Here is a 20,723-nt window from a genome sequence, read left to right as displayed (position 1 = left end):
GCGTTATAATAGTGGATAAGTTTTGAAATTTTTGTAGTTAATATGAAGGAGGACCGATGCAACGATGAAAAAGCAAATCGAACAATTATCAGCGTATCAACCAGGTTTATCACCACGTGCATTGAAGGAAGAATATGGTATTGAAGGAGAATTGTATAAATTAGCATCTAATGAAAATTTATATGGTCCATCACCCAAAGCCAAAGAAGCAATTCAAGCCAATGTGGACGAATTATGTTATTATCCAGAAACTGGTTCTCCATTACTTAAAGAAGAAATCAGCAAAGCATTAGACGTAGCACCATCACGAATTTTATTTGGAGCAGGTTTGGATGAAGTTATTTTAATGATTTCACGAGCAGTATTAACACCAGGTGATAAAATTGTGACGAGTGAGATGACTTTTGGCCAATATTATCATAATGCTATTGTAGAATCGGCAAATGTAGTACAAGTACCATTACAAAATGGACACTTTGATTTAGACGGTATATTAGCACAAATTGATAATGAGACAAAATTAGTGTGGCTTTGTAATCCAAATAACCCTACAGGTACATACTTTACACATGAGGAATTAACACACTTTTTACAAAATGTACCAAGTCACGTTCCAGTTATTTTAGATGAAGCTTACGTTGAATTTGTTACGGCCAATGACTTTCCAGATGCCTTAGCGTTACAAAAAGAATTTGCTAATGCCTTTATCTTACGTACATTTTCTAAAGCATATGGACTCGCAGGTTTACGTGTAGGCTATGTTATTGCTTCAGAGGAAGCGATAGAACAATGGAATATTATTCGACCACCATTTAATGTAGGACGTTTATCAGAATATGCAGCTTTAGCAGCTTTTAAAGATCAAGCATATTTACAATCTATTCAAGAACGTAATGCAAATGAACGTGAGAAATTTTTTGAGCTACCACAAAGTAAACATTTTTATCCAAGTCAAACTAATTTTATCTTTGTTAAGACCGATAAACCGCATCAATTATATGAAGCGTTACTAAATGTAGGATGTATTACTCGTGAGTTTCCAAATGGTGTGAGAATTACTATTGGTTTCCCAGAACAAAATGAAAAAATGCGTGAAGTATTGCAACAGTTTGAGTTTTAAGAGAGTCTTAAGTATAGTTAAGGTAGTATAAAAGTTTGGTATTTTGAGTTAAATGAACGAAAAGGGAGAAGAAGAATAAGATGACGAGACAATCAATCGCTATTGATATGGATGAAGTGTTAGCAGACACTGTAGGAGCACTAATTAAACGTGTCAATGAACGTACAGATTTAGGTATCAGCTATGATATGTTAGACGGTAAAAAATTACGTCATGCTATGCCAGAACACGATGGTTTATTGACAGAAATTTTACGCGAACCAGGATTTTTTGGTCAGCTAGAGGTTATGGCTCAAGCACAAGAAGTAGTGAAGAAGCTAACTGCATATTATGATGTTTATATTGCAACAGCTGCGATGGACGTACCGACATCTTTCCATGATAAGTACGAATGGTTGCGAGAGTACTTTCCATTTTTAGATCCACAACATTTTGTGTTTTGTGGTAGAAAAAATATTGTGAATGCAGATTATTTAATTGATGATAATCCACGTCAACTTAGTATTTTCACTGGAGAACCAATAATGTACACTGCATCGCACAATATTAATGATGATAGATTTACTAGAGTAAATAACTGGCAAGATGTAGCAGATTATTTCCTTGGAAATAAATAAAAAGTAAGGACAGTGTAACTCGTAAAAGTTGCACTGTCCTTTTATGTTGTTAGTTGGCATCTGTATTAACTGTAGGTGAAGTTAATGTCAGTATACGTACTGCACTTGGGATAATTTCTATTTGTAGTGGTGTTGTTAAAGCAATCTCCCCATCAATATCTACTTGATGTGTATCGTCAGTACTGATAGTAATTTGTTTTGCTGGGATATGTTGGATACCCTGAGAAATATTATTCCAGTTCATACTATCGCGTTGTTTAAAAACATCAGTAAAGACGCTGAATTTTTGGTTATCAAAAATAAAAACATTTAAATAGCCATCATTAGGCGATAGATCCGTCATAGGTATTCGATTGCCTCCGATAAAGGGGCCATTTGCTACGAGAATCATTGAAGATTCATCTTCAAGCTTTTTGCCATCTACATTAAGCGTATAGTTGACATATTCAGGATTCACTAATGTTTTGACTGTAGACCCTACATAACTCAATTTACCGAAGACATCTTTGTTGCCTTGTTGCACATTTAAAGCATTTTGAACTATTAAACCGAGACCTGCAAAATTTAAAGCATAACGATCGTTCACTTTCATCACATCATATGGTTGTGGAGTTGCATTTTGAAGTTGTTGACTCGCTATTTTATACCGTGGATCCAAGTTAAGCGTTTTGGTGAAATCATTAAACGTACCTCCTGGGATAATGGCAAGTGGCACATCTAAATTATGTTGTAAAACTCCATTGATGAGCTCATTGACTGTTCCATCTCCGCCTAAAATAAATAATATATCGACATCTGTACTATAGTCTCCAGTTTTTATTTGTGCGCAATATTTAATAATATCACCTTCATGCTCACTTAGCTGAATTGATAGATGTTTACAAAGAGGTGTTAGTGATTTAACGACTTCACCTAAGCCTTCATGGATAGCTTTAAGACCGGAACCTTTGTGGTAAAATAGAACACCGTGATTATATTGAGTTGTCATGCATGAGCCTCCCTAGAAATCATAGTTATCGTTACTATTGTACAGTACATTGTGAATAACACAAAAATAAAACACTGCAAAGTATAGATACTTGCAGTGTTTTAATATATTACAATAATTTTATCAGTTATAAGAGCGTTATCTAATACCTCTCATCGCTTTTACAATTTTAGGCACAAAGGCTAAAACAATAAGGCTGATGATAATGGAAATAGCTCCTAAGAATAAAAAGTAATTTTTATAACCAAGTGGTTCAATTAACTTAACTAATGTTCCGTTTATGGCTTGAGCAGTAGCATTAGTTAATAACCATAAACTCATCATTTGTGAATTGAATGCTTTTGGTGCTAATTTCACAGCAGCACTATTACCTGTAGGTGATAGACATAGTTCACCAATAACACAAATGATATAAGATAAAATAATCCAGTTAACACTAAATGTAGCGCCGGCAGTATAACTTACTAAGGCAATCATTATGTAAGAAAGACCAGCTAATATAGTGCCTAATACAAATTTTGTTGCCAAACTAGGTTGATTTCTAGCCATTTTTCTCCAAATTAATGAAATCACAGGTGCTAGTAACACGATAAACAATGGATTAATTGATTGGAAAATGGCTGGTCCGAATCCAGTTTGCCAGCCAAAGATATTTAAAGTCATATCACTTTGTTTTAATGCGAAAATATTTAAAACATTCGCACCTTGTTCTTGAATAGACCAGAAAAGAACACCTAAAATGAACAATGGTATAAATGCTTTGACACGAGAACGTTCGTCATCTGTAACGTCTTTACTACGAATCATAATTGTGAAGTAACAAATTGGTAACACAATACCAAGAACTAACACTGCTGTACTAATAATGTTAAATGATAGTGTTCCTGTAAGTCCTGTGATAAGTAAGACTAGTGCAATAATAAGTCCAATTGCAACAAACAAGATTGTATATTTTTTCTTCTCACTCGCTGATAAAGGATTAGTAGCTTTAACACCAATATCACCTAAATTTTTACGGTTGAACAATACATACCATACTAAAGCTAAAGCCATACCAAATGCGGCGATTAAAAAGCCTGTGTGGAATTTCCCGCTGTCAACAAATTGGTTTAAGATTAATGGTGAAATAAGTGCACCCATGTTGACCGACATATAAAAAATAACGAACCCAGCATCAATACGTTTATCATTTACTGGATAAAGTCGTCCAACAATGTTAGAAATATTAGGTTTCATTAAACCAGAACCAACTATGATGAAGAACATAGATGTAAATAGACCAGTCATGCCGATCGGTAAACTTAAACAGACATGCCCGATAATAATAAAGACAGCACCATACAAGTTAGCAGCACGTGTCCCAGTAACACGGTCTGCAACCCAGCCACCTAGAACGGATGTCATATAGATTAATGAGCCGTATACGGCCATGATTGATTGAGCAGTACCTTCATCAATGCCTAAACCGCCATCTTTGATTGAAAAGTACATATAAAATAGTAATAACGCACGCATGCCGTAATAGCTGAATCTCTCCCAAAATTCAACGAAAAATAATACACCAAGACCACGTGGATGTCCAAAGAACCCATGTTGAGGAACATTTGGAACGTCTTGATTTTGGGTGTTATCGTAAGCCAAGTAACATCCCTTCCTTTCTCCCTAAAAAAATGTATAAAAGGAATTTTACGCTTAAACAAAATTAATTGCAACAATATTCTAAAAATAAAAATATTCAAAATATTCAGTTTTTTAATGCGTATAATTAATATATGTTTTTATTTAATTTTAAACAATATGTGATTACGCCTAAGTAAAAACGAAACAATATAGTTACTAGAATGTATGAGTGAATATCATAATAATGGCAGTGGCAATCTGTGGGGAAAATCACTAGTCGGAGACTAAATAGGTTAAGGGAGTGCCCGCGGAAGACTTGCATAAAAAAACTGCCAACAAAGTCAGAGACTTTGTTGGCAGTAAGAACTGACTAACATAAATTAGTCAGTTGTATTAATTAGTGACTAGTAGACACCTTTCATACCACGTTTTACAATTGGCGAAATGAATAATAATAAAATACCAATCACAATCGCAACGATGCCTGAGTACATGAAGTAATCACTTTGATTTATTTTTGTATAAACTACAACGAGTTGTGCATTTAAACCTTGCGCCGTAGCATTACTTAACATCCATAAGCTCATCATACGAGCAGTAAATGTTAATGGTGCAAGTTTAGTAGATGTTGATAAACCTACTGGAGAAATACATAATTCACCGATGGTAATAAGTAAGAAACTTAATACTAACCACAATGGATTAACTAACTCCACACCACTTTGTAGCGGAATAATCATAACAATATAAGATAGACCGGCGATGATTGTACCATAAGCAAACTTATTTACTGTTGGTGGATTGTGTTTACCAAGCTTAACCCATAATGTTGCAAAGACAGGTGCAAGTAAGACGATGAAAATTGGATTTAATGATTGTGCCCATGAAGCTGGGATTGAAAAATCAATTAACCCACCTGTTAATTCAGACATTTCTAATTGTGTTTTTTTATCTGCGAAAGAGGCTAGGATAGTAGATCCTTGCTCTTGAATCATCCAGAATGCTACAGATGCTATGTATAATGGAACATAACTCCATACACGAGATTTTTCGTCTTTCGTTACTTGTTTACTCACTAACATATTCACAACAATATATATTGGTAATACAATGCCTAGGAACGTAATAAGTACACTGAAATTACCTAGTGTTAATGCGTTGTTTAAATGTAAAATAAATAGATAGAGACCAAATAAAATTAATACTATAACAGTGATAAGTGCTACACGTTTAATTTCTGGTTTAGTAAGTGGATTAGGTACGTTTAATCCCGCTAAACCTAAATTCTTTTTACGTTTAACTGCGTACAAAATTAACCCACAAAGCATACCAATAGCAGCAATTAAAAAGCCACCGTGGAAGCCAAAGCGTGTTTGGACGTAACCAGTAAGTAATGGTGAAATCAGAGCCCCTAAATTGATTCCCATATAAAATAATGTAAATGCTGCGTCTCTTCTAACATCATTGTGGTCATATAACTCTCCGACCGTTGTTGAAATATTAGGTTTTAATAATCCTGTTCCAGCGATGATAAAGAGTAATGCAATCATTACAAGTGTGAGATTATTCGGAAGCGATAGTAATATATGTCCAATCATGATGAGGAACCCACCATAGAAAACTGCATGTTGAGTGCCGGTAATACGGTCAGCAATCCAACCTCCAATAATACCAGACATATAAATTAAAGTTCCATAAAGTGCAACAATTTGTAATGCAACAGCTTCATCTAAACCAAAGCCGCCATCAGCAACACTATAGTATAAGTAATAAACTAATATTGCTTTCATACCATAGTAACTGAATCTCTCCCAAAACTCAGTAAAGAATAAAGTGCTTAGTCCTTTAGGATGACCGAAGAAACCAGTCCGCGGTGTGCTTTCCATAATTTCTTCGTGACTATAATTATTTTTTTTCATAATTTCCCTCCCCATAAATGGTTGAATTTATTCTATACTTTTAATAACGAAAAGACAAGAAAAATTTAAAGCGATAACATTTTATAATGAAGGAATTGTAAATTATAAAAAAAGTTGGGATAGAAATATCTCTGTGGGAAAAGCATTAGCCGAAGACTACAGGCTGAGTCAGTGCCCACGGAAAGCACGCACAGTTAAAAATAAAGAGGACTAATCCAAATTAAGGATTAGTCCTCTTATTTTGAGAATGGGATTCATGTCCCAGTCGCTTTCGGGTTAGTTTAACGATTATCTATTTTTTCTGGATAAAGGTCATGATTCATTAGGCGATGTTCTGCCATTGTTGCATATTTAGTATCAGGTCGACCGTAGTTCGTATATGGGTCGATGGAAATACCTCCACGTGGAGTGAATTTGCCCCATACTTCAATATAATGTGGGTCCATTAAATCAATTAAATCATTCATTATAATATTCATACAATCCTCATGGAAATCTCCATGATTTCTAAAGCTAAATAAATATAATTTTAGAGATTTTGATTCTACCATTTTAATGTTAGGTATATAAGAAATATAGATCGTCGCAAAATCAGGCTGTCCTGTAATAGGGCAAAGTGACGTGAATTCCGGACAATTAAATTTAACAAAATAGTCACGTCCAGGGTGTTTATTGTCAAATGATTCTAATACGTCTGGTCTGTAATCAAAGTCATACTTATTATTTTGGTTGCCTAATAAGGTAATATCTTGTAATTCATCAGATTTGCGTCCTTCAGTCATAAAAATGTCTCCTTTGTATAACATTTATTTCATCGTTTGTGATTGATTTTCTTGCGTTGCTTCTATTGGTTGTCGTCTTGCTTTTTCAAACATATAATAACTTGCTGCAATAATTATGACATAACCTAGAGTAGCGTACATATCAGGTGATTCTCCGAATAATACGAAGCCGAAAAAGGCAGTAAAGATGATTGATGCATATGTGAAAATAGATATATCTTTGGCAGGGGCATAACTATAAGCTAGTGTTATACCAATTTGACCAACTGCAGCAGCTAAACCTGCACCGATAAGGTACAATACTTGTAACCAAGACATAGGCTCATAGGTAAACAGTGTGAAAGGTATTAAGGCAACAACAGAGAAGAGTGAAAAATAAAATACAATCGTATAGGGTGCTTCTCTACTACTTAATGCACGTACACACGTGTAAGCACTGGCTGCAAATATGCCAGAGAATAAACCACCTAGTGCAGGGATCATTGCAGAAGAAAATTCAGGTTTTACTACAAATAACATACCAACAATTGCCACAATCATAGCAATGACTTGATATCTTCGTACTTTTTCGTGTAAGAATATTAAACTAAGTAATATCGTCCAAAAAGGGTTTAACTTCATTAATGTATCTGCATCACTTAACAGCATATGATCGATGGCATAAATATTAAGCAAGACACCGATTAGTCCTAAAATAGAACGGGTAATTAATAAAGGCTGACTGCTTAATTTGCCAAAAAGTGGTTGTTTGTATTTATAAATAAAAAATAACGGAATAAATAATGATATTAAGTTTCGAGCAAGAGATTTTTGAAAGACTGGTAAATCTCCAGCTAAACGAAAGAAGACTGACATAAAACTGAAGCCTATAGCGGAAATTAATATCGCTATAATACCTTTTACTTTGGGATTCAATTATATCGCCTCATTTGCAAAATTTTAACGTATTCATATTAGCACAATTTTAATGATAATGTACATAAGTAGTTGCGTTTAATCAAAGAATGTATTATCCTGTAATCGAACACATGTTCTTGTTTTTGAGGGTAAATCTGAAAATAAATTATGTTGTGATTTAATCTGCGTGAAATTCATTAATTTTATTATTGAGCGACGAGGTATGAGAAAACGCACAGTATCAAGAGATTAACATTGTTTCGAAAAAGGCAATTAAAAAGCCTTAAAATTCAATAAAAAAATCTTTTCTCAGAAAAAAGGCAATTTAAACTTGGAATGGTGCCATTTGTTAGTAGTTCGGTGAAATTTTACAAAAGCATTGCTCTTTAAAAGTGACAATTTATTATGTATAATTAAACACATAATATAGTATTAAGAATTACAGACAAACACAATATGTTGTGTTTTTGGTTTGTATATCGCATATATAAAAGCACCACAATTAAGTAATTTAACACCCAGACATATGGTGAAAACATGACAAATTAAGCATTATTACTATTTAAATGCTGATTTACATACAGTGCGATAGCTACTAACAAACACTATATGTTGTGCTTACCTATGGATAGAAGCAAGCGAACATTTATAATTGAATTACAGCTTAGCAATGATTTTAGAAAGTAGGTGGTCCAATGAAGGTCGTGTATTTTTCATTTTCAGGTAATGTGAGACGCTTTATCAAAAAAGCAGAACTTGAAAATACAATGGAATTAACACAGTTAAATTGTTCTGAACGCATAAACGAACCGTATATATTGGTCACTGGGACGATTGGTTTTGGGGAAGTGCCTCAACCAGTACAATCATTTTTAGACACAAATAGTGATTTATTAAAAGCAGTTGCTGCAAGTGGCAACCGCAACTGGGGACAAAATTTTGCGAAAGCAGGCCGTTCTATTGCAGAACGTTTCCAGGTACCGCTTTTGATGAAGTTTGAAGTACAAGGTACATCAAATGATGTGACCGAATTTAAAGATAAGGTGGGGCAATTCTATGAAGACTATGGACGAGAAGAAATACAATCACATTGAATTAAATAATGAAGTTACAAAACGTAAAGATAATGGTTTTTTCAATTTAGAAAAGGATCAAGAGGCTTTAGCCGTTTATTTAGAAGAAATTCACGACAAAACAATATATTTTGATACAGAGCTTGAACGTTTACATTATCTTGTAGATAATGATTTTTATTTTGACGTCTTTGCAAAATATTCAGAAGCAGATTTAATCGAAATTACTGAATTTGCTAAAAGTATCAATTTTACTTTTGCAAGTTACATGTCAGCAAGTAAGTTCTATAAGGATTATGTCTTGAAGACCAATGACAAATCACAGTATTTAGAAGATTATAATCAGCACGTAGCAATTGTGGCTTTATATTTAGCTAATGGTCATAAAGCTACAGCAAAACAATTTATTTCAGCGATGATTGAACAACGCTATCAACCAGCGACTCCAACTTTCTTAAATGCTGGTCGTGCGCGTCGTGGTGAGTTAGTATCATGTTTCTTATTAGAAGTAGACGATAGTTTGAATTCAATTAATTTCATTGATTCCACAGCTAAACAATTAAGTAAAATTGGTGGCGGTGTGGCTATCAACTTATCTAAACTACGTGCACGTGGTGAAGCAATCAAAGGTATTAAAGGTGTAGCTAAAGGTGTCTTACCAGTTGCTAAATCATTAGAAGGTGGATTTGGTTACGCAGACCAACTTGGACAACGTCCAGGCGCAGGTGCTGTATATTTAAATATTTTCCACTATGATGTTGAAGAATTCTTGGATACGAAAAAAGTTAACGCTGATGAAGACTTACGTTTATCAACAATTTCAACTGGTTTAATCGTACCTTCTAAGTTCTTTGACTTGGCTAAAGAAGGTAAAGACTTTTATATGTTTGCACCACACACAATTTACAATGAATACGGTGTGACATTAGATGACATTAACTTAGATGAATATTACGACGATTTAGTAGCGAACCCTAATGTCGATAAAAAGAAAAAAGATGCGCGTGAAATGTTAAATATGATTGCACAAACACAATTACAATCTGGTTATCCGTATTTAATGTTTAAAGATAATGCTAATAAAGTACATGCTAACTCTGATATTGGTCAAATCAAAATGAGTAACCTATGTACTGAAATTTTCCAATTACAAGAAACATCTATTATTAATGATTACGGTACAGAAGATGACATCAAACGTGACATCTCTTGTAATTTAGGTTCCTTAAATATTGTGAACGTAATGGAATCAGGTAAATTTAAAGATTCAGTGCATACAGGTATGGATGCTTTAACTGTAGTTAGTGATGAAGCGGATATTCAAAACGCACCAGGCGTTAAAAAAGCAAATAGTGAGCTACATTCAGTTGGCTTAGGTGTTATGAACCTACACGGCTATTTAGCTAAAAACAAAATTGGTTATGAATCTGAAGAAGCTAAAGATTTTGCAAATATATTCTTTATGATGATGAATTATTATTCTATTGAACGCTCAATGGAAATTGCTAAAGAACGTGGGGAAACTTATAAAGACTTTGAACAGTCAGATTATGCAAATGGTAAATATTTTGAGTTTTATACTTCTCAAACATTTGAGCCACAATACGAAAAAGTTCGTAAGTTATTTGCAGATTTAACTATTCCAACAGCAGAAGACTGGAAAGCTTTACAACAACAAGTTGAAACACACGGTCTATTCCATGCTTATCGTCTTGCGATTGCACCAACACAAAGCATTTCATACGTTCAAAATGCAACTAGCTCAGTAATGCCAATTGTTGATCAAATCGAACGTCGTACGTACGGCAATGCTGAAACGTTTTATCCAATGCCTTTCTTATCACCAGAAACTATGTGGTATTACAAATCAGCATTTAATACAGACCAAATGAAATTGATTGATTTAATTTCTACAATTCAAACTCACGTTGACCAAGGTATTTCGACAATTCTTTATGTTAACTCAGAGATCTCTACACGTGAGTTATCTAGATTATATGTATATGCACATCATAAAGGATTAAAATCACTATATTATACACGTAATAAGTTATTAAGTGTCGAAGAATGTACGAGCTGTGCAATTTAATCGTTAAACGATAAGTCTGTGTGATATAGCAGAGGTTGGTCTAGTACTGACCTCTGCATCTCATTGCATAAATTAAAAATATACACTGGATTGGAGCATCAAATACATGAAAGCAGTCAATTGGAATACACAAGAAGATATGACGAACATGTTTTGGCGACAAAATATTTCACAAATGTGGGTAGAAACGGAATTTAAAGTATCAAAAGATATAGCGAGTTGGAAAACTTTATCAGAAGCAGAAAAAGAAGCCTTTAAGAAAGCTTTAGCTGGTTTAACTGGGCTAGATACACATCAAGCGGATGATGGTATGCCTTTGATTATGTTACATACGACTGATTTACGTAAAAAAGCAGTGTATTCATTTATGGGCATGATGGAGCAAATTCATGCTAAAAGTTATTCACACATCTTTACAACGTTGCTACCATCTAGTGAAACAAACTATTTACTAGACCAATGGGTGATTGAAGAACCGCATTTAAAATTTAAATCTGAAAAAATTGTGAGTACTTATCATAAATTATGGGGTAAAGAAGCTTCTATCTATGATCAATATATGGCACGTGTAGCTAGTGTGTTTTTAGAAACATTCTTATTTTATTCTGGTTTCTATTTCCCACTTTATTTAGCAGGACAAGGTAGAATGACAACTTCTGGAGAAATCATTCGTAAAATTTTATTAGATGAATCTATTCATGGTGTGTTCACTGGTATGGATGCGCAAAGTTTACGTAATGAGTTGTCAGAAAGTGAAAAGCAACAAGCAGATTTGGAAATGTATAAATTGTTAGATGAATTATATAAAAATGAAGTAGCTTATACGCATTCTTTATATGATGAAGTCGGTATCAGTGAAGATGTTTTAAACTATGTCAGATATAACGGCAATAAAGCATTGTCTAACTTAGGATTTGAACCATATTTTGAAGAACGTGAGTTCAATCCAATCATTGAAAATGCACTAGATACATCAACGAAAAATCATGACTTTTTCTCTGTAAAAGGTGATGGCTATACATTGGCACTTAACGTTGAAGCGCTACGAGATGAAGATTTTATTTTTGAAGATTAATAGATCTAATTAATTAAACTATTTGAGCGTTCATTTATGTTAAAGACGCGAAACTAATACTCAAAATATAAAGAGGTTGGGACAATATTGATTTGTCCCAACCTCTTTTCATATTGGTAGTAGCTGACTACATTGAAAATGCGCTTTAAACCAAGCTTTTTCAACGCTAGTCATCCTTGCCGGGGTGGGACAACGAAATCATTTTTTAAAATCGGATTTCTGTCCCACTTCATGATTTATTCGAAATCTTTTTTCATATGGGCAGTAGCTGACTGCATTGAAAATGCGCTTCAAACCAAGCTTTTTTCAACGCTAGTCATCCTTGCCGGGGTGGGACGACGAAATCATTTTTTCAAAATCAGATTTCTGTCCCACTTCGTGATTTATTCGAAACTTTTTCATATTGGCAGTAGCTGACTGAATTGAAAATGCGCTTCAAATCAAGCTTGTTTCAACGCTAGTCATCCTTGCCGGGGTGGGACGACGAAATCATTTTTTCAAAATCAGATTTCTGTCCCACTCCCTTTATCGATATTATTGAGCGATATAAAGAAATTATTTAAAAAAATTAGTGACAATTTCCAGATACAGGTACTTTGTAAATACTGTAAAAAATACATCTACTCTAAAATTATGTTATAAGCTATTGAAATTATTGATAAAGATGATAAAATTTTAAATATACATATGATAATGATTATCAACATCATTGATTGCAATTATCATTAGATTTTGGGGGAAGAGGTACCATGATATGAAATTTTTACTAAATGGTATGAGCTTAGCGATTATGTTGATATTACTAACAATATTGTCATTGTTTGTTGGTGTTAGTAAAGTTTCCATTACTGATATTTTTCATTTAACGCAAGAACAACGTAATATCATCATCTCTAGTAGAATACCTAGGACAGTCAGCATTATCATCTCAGGAAGTACACTGGCATTATCTGGACTTATTATGCAACAAATGATGCAAAATAAGTTTGTAAGTCCCACAACAGCGGGAACAATGGACTGGGCCAAATTAGGTATCTTAATCTCACTTATTTGGTTCCCACAAGAAAATATTATGATTAAATTGGCATTTGCAGTGCTTCTAAGTGTAGGAGGTACATTTTTATTTGTTAAATTAGTCCAACTGATTCGCTTTAAAGATGTAATTTTTATTCCGTTATTAGGGATTATGTTAGGTGGAATTGTATCCAGTTTTGCTACATTTATTGCCTTGAAAACGAACACCGTACAGAGCATAGGCAACTGGTTAACAGGCAACTTTGCCATTATTACAAGTGGACGCTATGAAATTTTATACTTAAGTATACCTTTGTTAATACTTACATATATATTTGCTAACCATTTTACTATTGCAGGCATGGGCAAAGATTTTAGCAATAATCTAGGTGTCAATTATGACAGAATTATCAATCTAGGACTATTCATTTCAGCTACAATTACAGCTTTAGTAGTTGTAACTGTAGGCACATTACCGTTCTTAGGTTTAATCGTACCTAATATTATCTCTATCTTTCGTGGTGATCATTTAAAAAATGCTTTACCACACACAGCAATGTTAGGCGCTATATTTGTCATGTTTTCAGATATCATTGGTAGATTAATTGTGTATCCTTATGAAATTAATATTGGTTTAACGATAGGGGTCTTTGGCACAATTATCTTTTTAACTCTACTTATGAAAGGAAGACATCATTATGCAAATTAGTGCGAATAAAAAAATAATGATTATGCTTGGTGTGACAGTACTAATTGGTGCATTATATCTAGTTGCAGGCATTGATTTCGAAATATTTCGATATCAATTGTCGAGTAAATTACGAAAATTAGTTTTAATGTTGATTGTAGGTGCTGCCATTGGCGCGTCAGTCGTAGTCTTTCAAGCAGTGACTACTAATAGATTATTAACACCATCAATTATGGGGTTAGATGCAGTTTATCTATTTATCAAAGTATTGCTAGTTTTTGCATTTGGTGTGCAATCTTTCTTAGTGACAAATTTATATGTGAACTTCTTTATTACATTAATTGTTATGATTATATTTTCATTATTGCTATTTCAAGGTGTATTTCGAATTGGCAATGTTTCGGTATATTTTATTTTGCTCATTGGTGTAATATTAGGAACTTTCTTTAGAAGTATTACTAGCTTTTTAGAATTGATTATTAATCCAGAAGACTTTTTAGCAGTCCAAAGTTCAATGTTTGCAAACTTTGATGCTTCTAATGAAAAACTAGTAACAGTAAGTGGTATTTTATTAATCATTTTAATTATTATTGTTGTGATGTTGATACCGTATTTAGATGTTTTACTGTTAGGTAGATCCCAAGCCATTAATTTAGGTGTTTCTTATGAAACGATGACACGTATCCTTATGATTTTAGTAGCTGTATTAGTATCCGTGTCTACAGCATTAGTTGGTCCGATAACATTCTTAGGGTTATTAACTGTGAACTTAGCACATGAGATTATGAAAACTTATGAACACAAGTATATTTTACCGGCAACGATTTGTTTAAGTTGGATTAGTTTATTTTTAGCACAAGGCATAGTCGAAAATTTATTTGAAGCAACGACGCAAGTGAGTATTATCATTGATTTAGTAGGTGGAAGTTACTTTATTTACTTACTAATTAAAAGGAGAAATGCAAATTGATTAGTGTACATAACGTTAATAAAACAATTCAAGATAAACAAATACTAAGCGATATTTCTGTAGATATACAACCAGGACGTTTAACAACTATGATTGGACCCAATGGGGCAGGGAAAAGTACATTGTTATCGGCAATAACACGTATGATTGAACATGATGGTGGCGATATTGCTATTGAAGGTCGTGATATTCATAGTTATAAAAGTAACGATTTAGCAAAAAAACTGTCCATTTTAAAACAAACGAATCATACAGAATTGAATATAACGGTAGAACAACTTGTTAATTTTGGGCGTTTTCCTTATTCGAAAGGGCATTTAAAACAAGAAGATAAAGATCAAGTAGAATATGCCTTAGATTTATTGAAATTACAAGATATACGACATCAATCAATAAAAACACTTTCTGGAGGTCAACGTCAACGCGCATATGTTGCTATGACCATTGCACAAGATACAGAATATATTTTATTAGATGAACCATTAAACAATTTAGATATGAATCACTCTGTTCAAATTATGCAGACGTTACGTCGTTTAACACGTGATTTAAATAAAACGATAGTAGTTGTCATTCATGATATTAACTTTGCTTCATGTTATTCCGACGATATTATTGCCTTAAAAGATGGTGAGTTAGTCAAAGCTGGTACAAAAGATGAAGTTATTCAAGAAGAAGTGTTAAGCACACTATATGATATGGACTTGAGTATAGAAAATATTAGAGGTCAACGTATTTGTATCTATTTCGATGAACTGACAACAGTGAAAGAATATGAAATGGCCTTGTAACAGTTTTTAATTCTTTGAAGGGAGTGATGTAACCATTAAAGCAACAAAGTTTTTTTGGTGTATAAAAGGAAGGAATAATTATTTAATAGGAGGATTTAAGTAACATGAAAAAAATCGCTTTAGTAATCTTAGTAGGTTTAATGTTTTTATTAGTAGCTTGTAGTAATTCAGAAGATCAAAAGAGTTCGGACAGTAAGTCTGATGATAAATCATCAGATAAAACAGTAACTGTTAAAAATAGTTATGAAGCAAGTGGTGAAGAACGCGATGGTAGTGATGCAGAAAAAGTAAATGATACAGTGAAAGTGCCAGTAAATCCGAAAAATGCTGTAGTCTTTGATTACGGTGCATTAGATACTATGAAAGAACTAGGACTAAAAGATAAAGTTAAAGCTGTACCAAAAGGTGAAGATGGAGAATCATTACCTGATTTCTTAAGTGATTTTAAAGATAAAAAATATCTTAATACTGGAAGTTTGAAAGAAGTTAATTTTGATAAAGTTGCAGCAGCAAAACCTGAAGTAGTCTTTATTTCTGGTAGAACAGCTAATCAAAAAATTCTAGATGAACTTGAAAAAGCAGCTCCAGATGCAAAAGTAGTTTACATAGGTGCTGATGAAGAAAATTCAGCAAAATCAATGAAGAAAAACACTGAAATCTTAGGTAAAATATACGAAAAAGAAGATAAAGCCAAAGAATTGAACAAAGAATTCGATGATAAAGTTGCAAGCATTAAAGATAAAACAAAAGAATTCAAAGATCAAACAGCAGCATTCTTGTTAGTGAATGAAGGAGAATTATCAACTTTTGGTGCTAATGAACGTTTCGGTTCAATGATCTTTAATACTATGGGCTTTAAACCAGTCGATGAAAGTATTAAAAATAGTCAACATGGTCAAAACATTACAAATGAATATCTTGTAGAGAAAAACCCTGATATGATTTTTGCCATGGATAGAGGACAAGCTATTGGTGGTAAATCAACAGCGAAAAAAGCACTAGGTAATGATGTCATTAAAGATGTCGATGCAGTTAAAAATGACAAAGTTTATGAATTAGACCCTAAATTGTGGTATTTTGCTAGTGGTTCAACAACAACTTCTGTAAAACAAATTGAAGAAGTAGAAAAAGCTATAGATAAAAATTAATTACTCTACCGTGGGGGTTCAATAATTAATGATTAAACTAAACCGAATGACTTATGGCGTTGAAACGTTCATAAGGCATTCGGTTTTTTAATTTCGATTGAAGGTAAAGTGCCATTGACTGATAGAACTAAAAGTGGAAAAGTGAATAAGCCGTTGTTTAATAGAGACTAAATGAATTTTATAGTTATGGTTCAATATTATAAACGTTCATTCATATACTACTCCCAGTTGGCTAGCACGTGACTAAAATGTTATCAATGATTCAAATAAACTACAAAGGTCTATATAAACAAAGAAAACGTCAATTTCTATTTGAATAAAATAGAAATTGACGCTTTTATTTAACTAAAGTTATTTATATCTCAATTCGTTAAATTAATTAAACTGAAAAATAGTGATGATAATGAAATTTACATCTATTATTAAAATGTGCATCACAAGAAGGACAAGTTTCGGTCATCATATATTCGTTAATAGTCAACTCGTGGTGACAGACACCACAAAGTATAGCCCGCTCATTAAACTGATCTGTTGACCATCGTTGAATATTATGAGATTCATGTTCATTGTGACATTTGAAGCACGGATAGTATTTATTGCAACATTTAAACTTGATGGCAATAATGTCTAATGGTGTTTGGTAATGCGTACAACGTGATTCGTCGTCAACGAGTGAACCGTATAGTTTAGTCATATTAAATACTCCTATTGTTTTGAAGGATACTCTCCGATAATGCGAACTTCAGGATGTAAATCAATTTCAAATTTGTCTTTTACTACTTGTTGGACATAGTGTATTAGATCTTCATAATCTGTTGCTGTTCCGTTATCAACATTTACCATAAAACCAGCATGCTTTGTAGAGACTTCTACACCGCCAATACGATGGCCTTGTAACTCACTATCTTGGATTAATTTACCAGCAAAGTGACCTGGTGGTCTTTGGAAAACACTACCACAAGAAGGGTACTCTAAAGGTTGCTTAGTTTCACGACGTTCTGTTAAATCATCCATTTTAGTTTGGATTTCGTGCTGATTACCAGGCGTTAATGAAAATGAAGCTTCGAGAACTACTAAATGTTGTTTCTGAACAATACTATTTCGGTAATCTAATTCTAATTCTTGGTTAGTTAATTGGATTAAGTCACCTTGTTCGTTAACACATAGGGCATAGTCGATACAATCTTTGACTTCGCCACCATAAGCGCCAGCGTTCATAAAAACAGCGCCACCAATTGAGCCGGGAATGCCACAAGCAAATTCTAAGCCAGTCAAGGCATAATCTCTAGCTTTACGTGAGACATCGATGATTGCAGCACCGCTACCAGTAATAATGACGTTGTCGGAAACTTCAATATGATCGAGTGATAATAAACTAATGACGATACCTCTAATACCACCTTCACGGATAATTATATTAGAGCCATTGCCTAAATAAGTAATCGGAATTTCATGGTGATTGGCAAATTTTACAATAGCTTGAACGTGTTCATATTTTGTCGGTGATAGATAATAGTCAGCTTGTCCGCCAGTTTCAGTGTAAGTATAACGTTTAAGAGGTTCATCCACTTTGATAATATTTGATGGAACAATTGCTTCTAACGCTTTTAAGATGTCTTCTTTATGCAAGTGTAGTACATCCTTTCTTCTTGAATTCATTTTTTATTATATCAAGTATTTCCATAATTTGCTAAATAGTCTAATACAAATATACAATGATTTATAATAGCGCATAGCATTGTATTAGTATAGGTATATTTATAATTGTTGATATAAGTGTGCAAATATTTGTTGTTTACCATTTTCATAATCTCGAATGGTATGAGTTGTTTGAGTTAATTCTAATTTCTGTTGCTCAAACTGTTGGATAATATATTGATTATGTTCGAGTGCATCATCCATAGCTAAGTATTGATTGTATAGGTCGCTATCTCTTTGGATAATGTGTAGTCTAGTCTGTTGTTTTAAATCAATTAAATTATTGAATTGGGCCATGACTACTTTTTTCTTATAATGATGATGAAGGCGATAAAAATTTTCATAATTTAAACGTTTTTCATCTAAAGCAGTAATATCATGCAAATTATTAACACCTACGAGAATATCTAATATTGGTTCTGTTTGATAGTTGAAATGACGTGTACCACCAATGTGATAAGTCGTTTTTACTGGGGTGTCTAATAGTTGTTTCAGTGTACGCGCAATATGATTATAACATTGGTGATAAGTTGCTTCACTATCGGAAATAATAAAGGGTTGGACTGTACTGTACATACTACATCTATGCTCCTTAAAATAATTGTGATTTAAAAAGTCTGAATTAATATATCATATATCATTTTCAATATAAATATCTTTATGTATAATACGTTATGATAAGGAGTGCAGAAATGAAAAAAATATTATATCTTGTATTATTATGCTGCATTGTTTTTTCCTTAGCGGCATGTGGCAATAAAGAAGATTCAAGCATTAAAGATTTTGAATCAACCTTAAAGCTATCACAAAATAAAGGCCATGCATTAAAAACAACGGTTGATGAACTGAACATTGAACAATTAGATGAGTTAAGTAATAAAGAAACAACTGATAAAAATAAACGTGAAATTAATCAACTACAAAATGATATTAATAATAAACTTGTGCCGAAAATGACTGCTTATGAAGATTCTATTAAAAATATCAAAGCTTCATCTGAACAGGCAAAATCATTAAAAAAATCATATCGTAAAACGGTTGAACAACAAATAAATGCGTTAAAAGAGTTACAAACTTTTGTTAGTCTATGTAATCAATCTATTAAAGCAAATGAAGATATTTTAGATTATACAAGGTTATTTGAAAAAAATCGTTCTAAAGTAGAAAAAAATATGGATAATGCCTCCGCTGCTGGAAGTACTACTGATGTACATATTCTCACTAAAAAATTGGAATCAAATAGTCGTGAGCTGAAAGCAACAGCTCAAAAAAATGTTGATACAAATAATGATAAAGAAGCTAAAGCACAAATTGAAAATGACATTATGCCTTTGATAGAAAGTCAAATTAAAGATTTAAATCAAACAACAATTAGCGATAGTAATGTGAATGCAGCACGTAAAAATACTATAGAAATGTATTATAGTTTGCAAAATTATTATGAAACACGAAAAGAAACGATTACTATAGGTGAGAAACTCGACAAAATTGACTATAACAAATTACCTAAAAATGGGAAGGATTTAGAACAATACGAAAAACCATTTGAGCAAGAGCTTAAAGAAGTTGAGTAGGGTGCAATTAAATAATTCCCCAAGATTAATAAAACGATTTTCGAATAAGTGGTTAACAATAAAAAGTTATTTGTGTATAATGGGAACCATTGATAAGAATATTATCGAGTCGCTTACACCTAGAAATTAACTAGGGTGTGTGTTAAATACTTTTAGAGGTGAATAGAATGGCTATAAAGCTGAGTTCGATTGACCAGTTTGAACAAGTTTTAAATGAAAATAAATATGTATTTGTATTTAAACATAGTGAAACATGTCCAATTTCGGCAAATGCATATGATCAATTCAACAAATTTTTATATGAGAGGGACATGGATGGTTATTATTTAGTAGTTCAACAAGAACGCAAACTATCCGATTATATTGAAGACAAAACTAATATAAAACATGAATCACCACAAGCATTTTATTTTGTGGACGGTAAAGCAATATGGAATGCAAGTCATAATGATATTAATGTTTCATCATTAGCGACAGCAGAAGAATAACAATTAAATAGATAACAGGGCGCTGGTTATGTACACAAAAAGATTTGTCGATAACAAGCGCCCTTTTAATGTGAAATATTTCTGTAAGGCATGTATAATGTAACAATGAATGTTAATGTAGAATGCTACATAAAATCTAAACGCTTAAATATTGCGATACATGTATGATTGT

The 20,723-nt window shown here is 32.9% G+C and carries 19 protein-coding genes; 11 read left to right on the top strand and 8 right to left on the bottom strand.

Going from position 1 to position 20,723, the window contains the following annotated elements:
• Nucleotides 1-64 precede the first annotated feature (64 nt).
• Nucleotides 65-1,120, top strand: coding sequence for a histidinol-phosphate transaminase (gene hisC / locus KA845_RS04220; RefSeq protein WP_002508892.1), 1,056 nt, complete (start codon nt 65-67; stop codon nt 1,118-1,120).
• An 80-nt stretch (nt 1,121-1,200) separates the two neighbouring features.
• Entirely contained in the window at nt 1,201-1,737 is a 537-nt protein-coding gene (locus KA845_RS04215) for a 5' nucleotidase, NT5C type (protein ID WP_002508891.1), read from the top strand.
• Between the two features lie 49 nt (nt 1,738-1,786).
• On the opposite strand, the gene KA845_RS04210 is transcribed toward KA845_RS04215, so the two are convergent.
• From KA845_RS04210 to KA845_RS04190, 5 genes are all read right to left on the bottom strand, one after another.
• Entirely contained in the window at nt 1,787-2,725 is a 939-nt protein-coding gene (locus KA845_RS04210; RefSeq protein WP_002508890.1) for a diacylglycerol/lipid kinase family protein, read from the bottom strand.
• Between the two features lie 138 nt (nt 2,726-2,863).
• Nucleotides 2,864-4,366, bottom strand: a complete 1,503-nt coding sequence (locus KA845_RS04205) for a peptide MFS transporter (protein ID WP_002508889.1) — start codon at nt 4,364-4,366, stop codon at nt 2,864-2,866.
• Nucleotides 4,367-4,749: 383 nt separating this feature from the next.
• Nucleotides 4,750-6,264: a peptide MFS transporter gene (locus KA845_RS04200; protein WP_002508888.1), complete on the bottom strand. Its 1,515-nt coding sequence runs from the start codon at nt 6,262-6,264 to the stop codon at nt 4,750-4,752.
• A gap of 281 nt (nt 6,265-6,545) precedes the next feature.
• The gene (gene queF, locus KA845_RS04195; protein WP_002508887.1) at nt 6,546-7,046 is read right to left on the bottom strand and encodes a preQ(1) synthase; all 501 of its coding nucleotides are present in this window, start codon (nt 7,044-7,046) and stop codon (nt 6,546-6,548) included.
• Between the two features lie 24 nt (nt 7,047-7,070).
• Nucleotides 7,071-7,961: a DMT family transporter gene (locus tag KA845_RS04190; protein ID WP_210127798.1), complete on the bottom strand. Its 891-nt coding sequence runs from the start codon at nt 7,959-7,961 to the stop codon at nt 7,071-7,073.
• Nucleotides 7,962-8,638: 677 nt separating this feature from the next.
• On the opposite strand from KA845_RS04190, the gene nrdI reads away from it, so the two are divergent.
• From nrdI to KA845_RS04155, 7 genes are all read left to right on the top strand, one after another.
• Nucleotides 8,639-9,037: a class Ib ribonucleoside-diphosphate reductase assembly flavoprotein NrdI gene (gene nrdI / locus KA845_RS04185; RefSeq protein WP_002508885.1), complete on the top strand. Its 399-nt coding sequence runs from the start codon at nt 8,639-8,641 to the stop codon at nt 9,035-9,037.
• The gene (gene nrdE, locus KA845_RS04180) at nt 9,000-11,105 is read left to right on the top strand and encodes a class 1b ribonucleoside-diphosphate reductase subunit alpha (protein WP_210127797.1); all 2,106 of its coding nucleotides are present in this window, start codon (nt 9,000-9,002) and stop codon (nt 11,103-11,105) included. Before nrdI ends, nrdE begins: the two co-directional genes overlap by 38 nt.
• Before the next feature lie 106 nt (nt 11,106-11,211).
• Nucleotides 11,212-12,180 (top strand): class 1b ribonucleoside-diphosphate reductase subunit beta, encoded by a 969-nt coding sequence (gene nrdF, locus KA845_RS04175; protein ID WP_002508883.1) that lies wholly within the window; start codon nt 11,212-11,214, stop codon nt 12,178-12,180.
• Between the two features lie 754 nt (nt 12,181-12,934).
• Nucleotides 12,935-13,903 carry an ABC transporter permease gene (locus KA845_RS04170; protein ID WP_002509864.1) on the top strand — a complete coding sequence of 323 codons (969 nt, stop codon included), beginning with the start codon at nt 12,935-12,937 and terminating at the stop codon, nt 13,901-13,903.
• Nucleotides 13,893-14,852: an iron chelate uptake ABC transporter family permease subunit gene (locus KA845_RS04165; RefSeq protein ID WP_002509863.1), complete on the top strand. Its 960-nt coding sequence runs from the start codon at nt 13,893-13,895 to the stop codon at nt 14,850-14,852. The genes KA845_RS04170 and KA845_RS04165 overlap by 11 nt, the downstream gene beginning before the upstream one ends.
• Nucleotides 14,849-15,643, top strand: a complete 795-nt coding sequence (locus KA845_RS04160; protein ID WP_021459141.1) for an iron ABC transporter ATP-binding protein — start codon at nt 14,849-14,851, stop codon at nt 15,641-15,643. The genes KA845_RS04165 and KA845_RS04160 overlap by 4 nt, the downstream gene beginning before the upstream one ends.
• Nucleotides 15,644-15,747: 104 nt before the next feature.
• Nucleotides 15,748-16,791: a ferrated catecholamine ABC transporter substrate-binding lipoprotein SstD gene (locus KA845_RS04155; RefSeq protein ID WP_002509862.1), complete on the top strand. Its 1,044-nt coding sequence runs from the start codon at nt 15,748-15,750 to the stop codon at nt 16,789-16,791.
• Nucleotides 16,792-17,170: 379 nt separating this feature from the next.
• Here KA845_RS04155 and KA845_RS04150 read toward each other — a convergent pair whose 3' ends face one another.
• From KA845_RS04150 to KA845_RS04140, 3 genes are all read right to left on the bottom strand, one after another.
• Nucleotides 17,171-17,485 (bottom strand): CHY zinc finger protein, encoded by a 315-nt coding sequence (locus tag KA845_RS04150; protein WP_002509861.1) that lies wholly within the window; start codon nt 17,483-17,485, stop codon nt 17,171-17,173.
• A gap of 11 nt (nt 17,486-17,496) precedes the next feature.
• Nucleotides 17,497-18,450, bottom strand: a complete 954-nt coding sequence (gene murB / locus KA845_RS04145; RefSeq protein WP_369946239.1) for a UDP-N-acetylmuramate dehydrogenase — start codon at nt 18,448-18,450, stop codon at nt 17,497-17,499.
• 99 nt (nt 18,451-18,549) lie between these two features.
• The gene (locus tag KA845_RS04140; RefSeq protein WP_002509858.1) at nt 18,550-19,065 is read right to left on the bottom strand and encodes a GrpB family protein; all 516 of its coding nucleotides are present in this window, start codon (nt 19,063-19,065) and stop codon (nt 18,550-18,552) included.
• Between the two features lie 116 nt (nt 19,066-19,181).
• Here KA845_RS04140 and KA845_RS04135 point away from each other — a divergent pair, with 116 nt between their 5' ends.
• Together KA845_RS04135 and ytxJ are read left to right on the top strand one after the other, a co-directional pair.
• Nucleotides 19,182-20,063 (top strand): EMYY motif lipoprotein, encoded by an 882-nt coding sequence (locus tag KA845_RS04135; protein WP_002509857.1) that lies wholly within the window; start codon nt 19,182-19,184, stop codon nt 20,061-20,063.
• 167 nt (nt 20,064-20,230) lie between these two features.
• Nucleotides 20,231-20,551 (top strand): bacillithiol system redox-active protein YtxJ, encoded by a 321-nt coding sequence (gene ytxJ / locus KA845_RS04130; protein ID WP_002509856.1) that lies wholly within the window; start codon nt 20,231-20,233, stop codon nt 20,549-20,551.
• The last annotated feature ends 172 nt before the right edge of the window (nt 20,552-20,723 follow it).

It is taken from the genome of Staphylococcus sp. GDX8P114P-2 (assembly GCF_017892945.1).
GTDB lineage: Bacteria > Bacillota > Bacilli > Staphylococcales > Staphylococcaceae > Staphylococcus > Staphylococcus arlettae.
This window is presented reverse-complemented; position numbering and strand designations above follow the sequence as displayed.

Bases quoted from the DNA above. Each gene is read 5' to 3' on its own strand.
- hisC (WP_002508892.1), top strand. From the start codon at position 65: ATGAAAAAGCAAATCGAACAATTATCAGCGTATCAACCAGGTTTATCA.
- KA845_RS04215 (WP_002508891.1), top strand. From the start codon at position 1,201: ATGACGAGACAATCAATCGCTATTGATATGGATGAAGTGTTAGCAGAC.
- KA845_RS04210 (WP_002508890.1), bottom strand. From the start codon at position 2,725: ATGACAACTCAATATAATCACGGTGTTCTATTTTACCACAAAGGTTCC.
- KA845_RS04200 (WP_002508888.1), bottom strand. From the start codon at position 6,264: ATGAAAAAAAATAATTATAGTCACGAAGAAATTATGGAAAGCACACCG.
- queF (WP_002508887.1), bottom strand. From the start codon at position 7,046: ATGACTGAAGGACGCAAATCTGATGAATTACAAGATATTACCTTATTA.
- nrdI (WP_002508885.1), top strand. From the start codon at position 8,639: ATGAAGGTCGTGTATTTTTCATTTTCAGGTAATGTGAGACGCTTTATC.
- nrdE (WP_210127797.1), top strand. From the start codon at position 9,000: ATGAAGACTATGGACGAGAAGAAATACAATCACATTGAATTAAATAAT.
- nrdF (WP_002508883.1), top strand. From the start codon at position 11,212: ATGAAAGCAGTCAATTGGAATACACAAGAAGATATGACGAACATGTTT.
- KA845_RS04170 (WP_002509864.1), top strand. From the start codon at position 12,935: ATGAAATTTTTACTAAATGGTATGAGCTTAGCGATTATGTTGATATTA.
- KA845_RS04165 (WP_002509863.1), top strand. From the start codon at position 13,893: ATGCAAATTAGTGCGAATAAAAAAATAATGATTATGCTTGGTGTGACA.
- KA845_RS04155 (WP_002509862.1), top strand. From the start codon at position 15,748: ATGAAAAAAATCGCTTTAGTAATCTTAGTAGGTTTAATGTTTTTATTA.
- KA845_RS04150 (WP_002509861.1), bottom strand. From the start codon at position 17,485: ATGACTAAACTATACGGTTCACTCGTTGACGACGAATCACGTTGTACG.
- murB (WP_369946239.1), bottom strand. From the start codon at position 18,450: ATGAATTCAAGAAGAAAGGATGTACTACACTTGCATAAAGAAGACATC.
- KA845_RS04140 (WP_002509858.1), bottom strand. From the start codon at position 19,065: ATGTACAGTACAGTCCAACCCTTTATTATTTCCGATAGTGAAGCAACT.
- KA845_RS04135 (WP_002509857.1), top strand. From the start codon at position 19,182: ATGAAAAAAATATTATATCTTGTATTATTATGCTGCATTGTTTTTTCC.
- ytxJ (WP_002509856.1), top strand. From the start codon at position 20,231: ATGGCTATAAAGCTGAGTTCGATTGACCAGTTTGAACAAGTTTTAAAT.